Origin of the sequence: Mesorhizobium sp. M5C.F.Ca.IN.020.29.1.1 (assembly GCF_003997375.1) — a bacterium.
In the GTDB taxonomy this organism is placed as follows: Bacteria; Pseudomonadota; Alphaproteobacteria; order Rhizobiales; family Rhizobiaceae; genus Mesorhizobium; species Mesorhizobium wenxiniae.
Window position 1 is genome coordinate 1 of record NZ_RZSW01000237.1, and the last position, 9,008, is coordinate 9,008.

At 61.8% G+C, this 9,008-nt stretch carries 6 protein-coding genes; 3 read left to right on the forward strand and 3 right to left on the reverse strand.

Translation table 11 applies throughout. From position 1 onward, the window contains the following. From EOA85_RS19155 to pyc, 3 genes are all read left to right on the forward strand, one after another. Positions 1–509 (forward strand): NAD(P)-dependent oxidoreductase (locus tag EOA85_RS19155; RefSeq protein WP_245485871.1); only part of this gene is annotated, 509 nt, incomplete at its 5' end. An 84-nt stretch (positions 510–593) separates the two neighbouring features. Beyond that, positions 594–2,165 carry a BCCT family transporter gene (locus EOA85_RS19160; RefSeq protein WP_127210780.1) on the forward strand — a complete coding sequence of 524 codons (1,572 nt, stop codon included), beginning with the start codon at positions 594–596 and terminating at the stop codon, positions 2,163–2,165. Between the two features lie 185 nt (positions 2,166–2,350). Continuing rightward, positions 2,351–5,812 carry a pyruvate carboxylase gene (pyc, locus tag EOA85_RS19165; protein ID WP_206523323.1) on the forward strand — a complete coding sequence of 1,154 codons (3,462 nt, stop codon included), beginning with the start codon at positions 2,351–2,353 and terminating at the stop codon, positions 5,810–5,812. 183 nt (positions 5,813–5,995) lie between these two features. On the opposite strand, the gene EOA85_RS19170 is transcribed toward pyc, so the two are convergent. The 3 genes from EOA85_RS19170 to EOA85_RS19180 form a co-directional block, all read right to left on the reverse strand. Then, the gene (locus tag EOA85_RS19170; RefSeq protein WP_348627917.1) at positions 5,996–6,934 is read right to left on the reverse strand and encodes a GlxA family transcriptional regulator; all 939 of its coding nucleotides are present in this window, start codon (positions 6,932–6,934) and stop codon (positions 5,996–5,998) included. Between the two features lie 223 nt (positions 6,935–7,157). Next, entirely contained in the window at positions 7,158–7,694 is a 537-nt protein-coding gene (locus EOA85_RS19175; protein ID WP_164759748.1) for a helicase HerA-like domain-containing protein, read from the reverse strand. A 230-nt stretch (positions 7,695–7,924) separates the two neighbouring features. After that, positions 7,925–9,008: SLC13 family permease (locus EOA85_RS19180; RefSeq protein WP_206523324.1), on the reverse strand; the 1,084-nt coding region annotated here is incomplete at its 5' end.

A 9,008-nucleotide genomic window follows, 5' to 3' on the forward strand; every position in this document is an offset into this window, starting at 1 on the left:
GCATGGGACGGATCGGCAAAGCCACCGCTAAGCGCGCTTACTTCGGTTTCGGGATGAAGGTCCTCTTCTTCAACCGCTCGATCATCGACGACGACCAGACTCGAGCGATGGATGCGCAGCAGATGAAGACGATCGAGGAGGTGATGGCGGCGAGCGACTTCGTCTCGCTCCATTGTCCCGGCGGTGCCGAGAACAGACATCTGGTAGACGCGCGGAGGCTCGCGCTGATGAAGCCGGGCGCATTTCTCATCAATACCGCGCGCGGCGACGTCGTCGATACCGTGGCCCTCGTCGAGACCATGAAGCAAGGGGCAATCGCCGGCGCCGGGCTCGATGTCTATGAGGAAGAGCCGGCGATCCCAGCCGCCCTGACGGATCTCGAAAACGTGGTGCTTCTTCCGCACCTCGGCAGCGCAACGGCCGAGACGCGGACGGCCATGGGCATGAAGGTGGTCGAGAATATCTCCGCGTTTTTCGACGGCCGCGATCCGCCGGACAGGGTCGCATGAGTAGGCAGGCCGTCCGCGGGAGGGCGGGCGCGGACGAACAATTGAACATCCAAAGGGAAACGTTACCACATGGAGGGATAAGGCATGTCGACCACAGACAGACTGCGAAGCATAGATCCGGCGGTGTTCTGGCCGGCTATAGCGATCACGATCGGATTCATCTCATGGGGAGCGGTGGCCCCGGAGAGCCTCGCCTCCGTCACCCAAGCTACGCTTTCGGCGATCATTAGCGGTTTCGGATGGGGCTTTGTTGTCTCGACCGCGATGTTCCTGGTCTTTGCCGACTTCCTGGCGATCAGCCGTTTCGGCAAGATTAGGCTTGGGGCCGATGACGAACTTCCCGAATTCCGGACGGTTTCGTGGGTATGCATGATGTTCAGTGTCGGCATGGGCATCGGCCTGATGTTCTGGGGCGTTGCCGAGCCAGTTTTCCATTTTGGCGCACCGCCTCACGGGCTGGCGGCCGCGCAAACCAAGGAGGCTGCGCTGCTCGCGATGAAATATTCCTATTTTCATTGGGCCCTCCACCCTTGGGCGATCTATGCCATTGTCGGTCTGGCGATCGCCTACTTCACCTACCGGAAGGGCCTGCCAATCCTGATCTCGAGCGCTTTCACCCCCCTGCTCGGCAAGGCGGTCGACGGACCGATCGGCAAGACAATCGATATTCTCGCCGTCCTCGCCACGCTGTTCGGCACGGCGACATCGCTCGGCCTTGGCGCACAGCAGATCAACAGCGGTCTGAATTTTCTCTGGGGAACCGGCGAGGGGACAGGCATTGCCCTAATGATCATTGCGGTGCTGTCGGCACTGTTCATCCTTTCGGCAGTGTCCGGGGTGGGCAAGGGCGTTCAGTTCCTGAGCAACATCAACATGGTGCTCGCCGCAGCGTTGCTGCTTTTCCTGGCCATCGTCGGACCGACCATTTTCATCCTCAACACCTTCACCGAAGCGCTTGGCGACTACCTGGCCGATCTCGTCACCATGTCGTTCCGCACCGCCGCCTTCAGCGACGGCAAATGGCTGGGCAGCTGGACAATCTTCTACTGGGCCTGGTGGGTGTCCTGGGCGCCTTTCGTCGGCGTCTTCATTGCGCGCATCTCCAAGGGGCGGACCATCCGCGAATTCGTCACCGGCGTTCTGCTCATTCCGAGCGGCGTGACCTTCCTCTGGTTCACCGTCATGGGCGGCACGGCGCTTCACTCCGAACTGATGGGCGTCGGCGGCCTTGTCGAGGCGGTCAACAATCAGGATGCCGCCATCTCGCTGTTTGCCCTGCTCGAACAATATCCAGGAACGGCACTCACCTCGTTCGTCGCGATCTTCCTTGTCGCCATCTTCTTCATCTCGGGAGCGGACGCCGCCTCAATCGTGATGGGCATGCTGTCGTCTGGCGGCTCGCTTGAGCCCGCACGCGGTGTCGTCGTCCTCTGGGGTGTCCTTGCAGGGGCGTCGGCTTGCGTGTTGCTGGTGATGGGAGGCTTGCAGGGCCTTCAGACCGCGTCGATCATCGCGGCAGCACCCTTCCTCGTCGTCATGATCGGGTTGTGCATCTCGCTATGGATGGCGCTGCTCGACGACCTCGAAGGACGGCGTGAAGCGGCCGCATTTCCGGCGGAATCCCCGCCTCTGACGGCAGCAGTCGCGGCAGAGTAGGTCACCGCGCCACAATCCAAGTAGCGCGACCAAACCGCACCTGAAAATGAACTTTCAGGTGCGGTTTGGACAAAAAGTACGCCGGTAAGAGCACTGCCCGTGCGGCTCTTAATTCTTTCCGTGGCATCGCAGACTTTCTTTAAACCACACGCCGCTACGACGCTGGTCCGGGAGGTTCAATACTGGTGCGGAAAATTTCGAAGATCCTTGTCGCCAATCGCTCCGAAATTGCCATCCGCGTCTTCCGCGCGGCCAACGAACTCGGCCTCAAAACCGTGGCGATCTGGGCCGAGGAAGACAAATACTCGCTGCATCGCTTCAAGGCCGACGAAAGCTACCAGGTCGGGCGCGGGCCGCATCTGACCCGGGATATGGGGCCGATCGAAAGCTATCTGTCGATCGAAGAAGTGATCCGCGTCGCCAGGCTGTCGGGCGCCGATGCCATCCATCCGGGCTATGGGCTGTTGTCGGAAAGCCCTGAATTCGCCGAAGCCTGCGCCAAGGCCGGCATCATTTTCATCGGACCCAAGCCGGATACGATGCGCAGGCTCGGCAACAAGGTCGCCGCACGCAACCTGGCGATCGAGGTCGGCGTGCCGGTAATTCCCGCCACCGATCCCTTGCCGGACGACATCGGGGCGGTGAAGGCGCTCGCCAGGACGATCGGCTATCCGGTGATGCTGAAGGCATCGTGGGGCGGCGGCGGCCGCGGCATGCGCGCCATCCGCTCGGAAGCCGATCTCGCCCGCGAGGTGACGGAGGGCAAGCGCGAAGCGAAAGCCGCCTTCGGCAAGGACGAGGTCTATCTCGAAAAGCTGATCGAGCGCGCCCGCCATGTCGAGGTGCAGGTGCTGGGCGACACACACGGCAATGCCGTGCACCTGTTCGAGCGCGATTGCTCGATCCAGCGCCGCAACCAGAAGGTGGTCGAGCGGGCGCCGGCGCCGTATCTCGAAATGTCACGGCGCGAGGAGCTCTGCGATTATGCACTGAAGATCGCTCGCGAGACCAGCTATATCGGCGCCGGCACGGTCGAGTTCCTGCAGGATGCCGACACCGGCAAATTCTATTTCATCGAGGTCAACCCGCGCATCCAGGTCGAGCACACCGTCACCGAGCAGGTGACCGGCATCGACATCGTCAAGGCGCAGATCCACATTCTCGACGGTTTCGCCATCGCTACGCCGGAATCGGGTGTGCCGGCACAGAAGGATATCAGGCTCAACGGCCACGCGCTGCAGTGCCGCATTACCACGGAAGATCCCGAGCATAATTTCATTCCCGACTATGGCCGCATCACCGCCTATCGCGGCGCCACCGGTTTCGGCATCCGCCTCGATGGCGGCACCGCCTATTCCGGCGCGGTCATCACCCGTTTTTACGACCCGCTGCTGGAGAAGGTGACGGCCTGGGCGCCGACGCCGGCCGAGACCATCGCCCGCATGAACCGCGCACTGCGCGAGTTCCGTATTCGCGGCGTGGCGACCAACCTCACCTTCCTCGAGGCGATCATCAATCATCCGAGTTTCGCCGACAATTCCTACACGACCAAGTTCATCGACACGACGCCGGAACTGTTCGCGAGCGTGAAGCGGCAGGATCGCGCGACCAAGCTGCTCAACTACCTGGCCGATGTCAGCGTCAACGGCCATCCCGAGACGCGCGGCCGGCCGCAGCCGAAGGCGGATGCGGCGGCACCCATGGTGCCCTATCTCAACGGCGATGTGCCCGACGGCAGCAAGCAGAAGCTCGATGCGCTTGGGCCGGAGAAATTCGCGGCCTGGATGCGCGCGCAAAAGCAAGTGCTCGTCACCGACACGACGATGCGCGACGGACACCAATCCCTGCTCGCGACGCGCGTGCGCACATATGACATCGCCGGCATTGCCGGCACCTATGCGCGCGCGCTGCCGCAGCTTTTGTCGCTGGAATGCTGGGGCGGAGCGACGTTCGACGTCGCCATGCGCTTCCTGACCGAAGACCCGTGGGAACGGCTGTCGCTGGTCCGCGAGGCAGCGCCCAATTTGTTGCTGCAGATGCTTTTGCGCGGCGCCAACGGCGTCGGCTACACCAACTATCCCGACAATGTCGTCGAGCATTTCGTCAAACAGGCCGCCGCCGGCGGCATCGACCTGTTCCGCGTCTTCGACTGTTTGAACTGGGTCGACAACATGCGCGTCGCCATGGACGCGGTCGGCGCCGAGGGCAAGCTGATCGAAGCAGCGATCTGCTATACCGGCGACATACTCGACCCGGCCCGAGCCAAATACGACCTCAAATACTATGTCACGCTGGCCAGGGAGTTGCAGGCGGCAGGCGCCCATATCATCGCGGTCAAGGACATGGCCGGCCTCCTGAAGCCCGCGGCGGCACGAGTGCTGTTCAAGGCGCTGCGCGAGGCGACCGATCTGCCGATCCATTTCCACACGCACGACACGTCGGGCCTGTCGGCGGCGACGGTGCTGGCGGCGGTGGACAGCGGCGTCGACGCCATCGACGCGGCGATGGATTCCTTGTCCGGCAACACCTCGCAGCCTTGCCTGGGCTCGATCATCGAAGCGCTGAAGGGCACCGAGCGGGATCCGGGCCTCGACCCGCAATGGATCAGAAACATCTCGTTCTACTGGGAGGCGGTGCGCAACCAGTATGCCGCCTTCGAGAGCGACCTGAAGGGGCCGGCTTCGGAAGTCTACCTGCACGAAATGCCAGGCGGGCAGTTCACCAATCTCAAGGAACAGGCGCGCTCGCTCGGTCTGGAGACACGCTGGCACGAAGTGGCGCAGACCTATCACGACGTCAATCTGATGTTCGGTGACATCGTCAAGGTGACGCCGTCGTCCAAGGTTGTCGGCGACATGGCGCTGATGATGGTGAGCCAGGACCTGACGGTTGCCGATGTCGAAAATCCGGCCAGGGATATCGCCTTCCCGGATTCAGTGGTGTCGATGCTGCGCGGCGATCTCGGCCAGTCGCCCGGCGGTTGGCCGGAGGCACTGCAGAAGAAGGTGCTGAAGGGCGACAGACCGATCACGGCCCGGCCTGGCTCGCTGCTGAAGCCGGCCAATCTCAAGGCCAGCCGCAAGGAGATCGAAGACAAGCTCGAGCGCAGGCTCAGCGAATTCGAATTCGCCTCTTGGCTGATGTACCCGAAGGTCTTCTCCGACTTTACCGCAGCCCAGGAAACCTACGGGCCGGTCAGCGTGCTGCCGACGCCGACCTATTTCTACGGCATGAAGCCTGAAGACGAGATCTTTGTCGACATCGAGAAGGGCAAGACGCTGGTGGTGCGCTGCCTGGCCATCGGCGATGTCGACGAGAAGGGCATGGTCACCGTGTTCTTCGAGCTCAACGGCCAGCCGCGCCGGGTCAAAGTGCCGGACCGCGCGCATGGCGCTTCCGCCGCCAAGGCGCGGCGCAAGGCTGAACCGGGCAACGAGGCGCATGTCGGCGCGCCGATGCCCGGCGTCGTCTCGGCGCTTGCCGTTGCCGCCGGCCAGGCGGTCAAGGCCGGCGACGTGCTGCTGTCGATCGAGGCGATGAAGATGGAAACGGCATTGCATGCCGAGCGCGACGGCACAATCGCCGAAGTGCTGGTCAAGGCCGGCGATCAGATCGACGCCAAGGATCTGCTGATCGCATTCGGATGAATGACAACTCGACCAATGGGACCCGTTCTATTGCCGCGACTTGCGGATTCCGTGCGGTGTGCAGTCGAGGCGGCGACGAAAACAGGCGGACTGAGATGCGCCGCATCGCAAGACCGAGTGCGACCGCGGTCGGCGAGAAGCTTTGGCCGAACCGGTCGCGGATGTGGCAATGCCGGTGACGTTTTAGACAGCGGCGAGGTGTTTCCTGTCCAGTCGCTCCTGCTGCGGCGTGCGGGCGTAGAGTTCGCGGTAGCATTTGGAAAAATGCGACGCCGAAACGAAGCCGCACGCGACGGCCACTTCGACTATGGGTAAGGCTGACTGGATCAGCAAATGGCGCGCGCGCTCGAGGCGGATATCCAAATAATAGCGGGCGGGGGATCGACCCATCTCGACGCGGAACAGACGCTCGATCTGCCGTCGCGACAGCCCGACATGGTCGGCAATATCACCAATCGATATCGGTTCGGACGGATTCGCGTCCATAAGTTCGATGATCGTAAGCACCTTCGAGTTCTGAACGCCGAGCCGCGCTCGCAGAGGTAGCCGCTGGCGATCGCCAGGGCTGCGCACTCGATCAGTCAGCACCTGCTCACATACTTGCCTGACCAGAGCGTCGTCGAAATCATCGCCGATCAGCTTCAACATCATGTCGAGAGCGGCCGTGCCGCCGGCGCATGTATAGATATTCTGGTCGACCTCAAAAAGGTCGGCAAAAACATTGGCCTTCGGAAATGCCTCGGCGAAGCCCGGCAGGTTTTCCCAATGGATGGCGCAGCGTTTGCCAGAAAGCAATCCGGCAGCCGCCAGCACATGCGCACCAGTGCAGAGTCCGCCGATCGCAACGCCGCGATTATGTTCCTCGCGCAACCAGGCAAAGGCAGACTTGTTCGAATAACCCTCGATGTTGATGCCGGTGCAGACGATGACCATCGAAGGCCTGTCGGGACCAGCCATCTTACGCCGCTCGTCCTCCAACGACGTGTTTACGGCACATAACACGCCGTTCGAAGCGGGCACGGGCTGCCCGTCGATACTGGCCAGCCGCCACTTGTAGGCTTCGTAACCGAGCATCCGGTTGGCGATGCGGATCGGCTCCAGCGCGGTCGCAAAGGCGACCATAGTGAAATCCGGCACCAGGAAGAAGACGAGAGAGCGCTTAATGGGATGTTCGGCTATGTTCACTGTGGCTAATTCCGTATCGCGAACAGCATGTCGCGAATACGTTATCGACACCAGTATTTTCTTTGCCGGTTACAACGTGTGTCACACTCCGGCGGCTTGCGTCGCCATTCCGTTCAGACCCTTGCCTGGCTCCGTGCTGATGTCGATCGACGGGACGTGCTCAGGTAGAGGTTCGGCACGGGCTCGATTGCCTCGCCTTCCGGACTCGGGTCGATGCCCCTCGCCACCAACATGCGCCGGTTGAATGCGCGGTCGGCGGCGTGCTCGTCGAGCCGTGGTGGTATTTCTTCCGCAGGGGTGTCGACTCGAGCACGACTTTGCGCTCTTCATCCGGAATCGGTCCGATCTGCCCGGCCGGCATGATCACCTTCACCTTCTCGACTTCGCTTGGCACATTGTCCTCTCCAATGACCGAGATCAGCGCCTCGCCGATCTTCAGTACCGGCAACTCCTCTCGAGTCTTGAAGCCCTTGCGCGGCCGAATTGTATCGGCAGCTGCCTTGATCTTCTTCAGCGACTCCGCAGTGCGCGCGCGCATGGCGTGCAGGATCCTCGTCCCGAGCTGTTCCAGGACCGCCGCCGGCACGTCGGTCGGCGATTGCGTGACGAAGAACACACCCACCCCCTTCGCGCGCACGAAACGAACCAGCCGCTCGACCTTATGCACCAGGTGCTTCGGTGCATCGGTGAACAGCAACGCTGCAGCCACAGATCGCGATAACCAGATGGTAGCTTGCTGCCGTTCTTTTCTCTCGACGCATGAAATATCACCTCGGCAGACGCATCACCTCTGGCAGTGTTGTGCTTCCGGTGTGGTTAACAATCCGTCGCCGGCGATCGGAATATCAAAGCATGGCCATCATGCAGAGAGGGGGTTGTTTTCGCCGGCCGGCGAAGGTTCGAGCCGGATTGCGCCTGTATCGCATATCAGTTCATTGGCCATACGATCATTAGCATCGGCACAGCAACAATGATGACGAGGAACGATAGCGGCAGTCCCAGGCGTGGATAATCGCTGAAACGGTAGCCCCCAGGCCCCATGACGAGTGTGTTGCACTGGTGGCCTATCGGGGTGAGAAAATCGCAACCGGCGCCAATGGCGACTGCCATCAGAAATGCTTCCGGTCTGTAGCCGAGATCGCCAGCAAATTCGGCGGCGATGGGCGCCATGACCAGAACGGTGGCGGCATTGTTGAGGAATGGTGTAACGGCCATGGCAGCGACAAGGATGAGCATCAATGCGCCGGGCGCCGGAAGAACGGTGCCCAGTCTGGCAAGCTCGCCGGCTATTACTCCTGTGGCCCCTGTACTGCGTAGCGAATCGCTCACTGGAATGAGAAGGGCGAGCATGATGAGGATTGGACCATCCAGCGATTGGTAGACGTCCCGGACCGGAATGACCCTGAAAAGCACCATTCCGACCGCGGCCGCAAAGAAAGCGACGGAGACCGGGAGCAGCCCGAACGCAGTCGCCACCATCGCGAGAGCAAGGATCGATACCGGCACGACACCCTTACGCACGCTACCAAGCAGGATAGCCCTTTCCGCCAGCGGCAGGCAGCCGAGTTCACGCAGTATCTCGGGTATCGTGGCTGCATTGCCCTGCAACACGATGACGTCGCCGAGCCTTAGCTGGATTTCGGCCAGCCTGCGGTCGAGGCGCTCGCCGTGACGGCTGACAGCCAGGAGGTTGACATTGAAGCGGTGGTAGAGGGCAAGGCGCTGGGCTGTCCAGCCGATTAAAGGGGAGCTTTCACCGATGACAGCTTCGATAGCGACCAACTCGCTGGTCGTGTTGTCCCCACTGGCCCTGTTGCCCGTGACGCTGAGCTTGCCCTGCGAGACAAGGCGATCCAGCGCCTCTGGGTCGCCCTCGAGCAGCAGGATGTCGTTCGCTTTGAGGACAACATCGGGCAGTGGTGTCATCCGCATAGTCCGGTTGCGCAGGATCGACGTCACGATAGCATCGCCGCCGGACAGCTTAATGAGGTCTGCGACGGTTTTCCCAAGC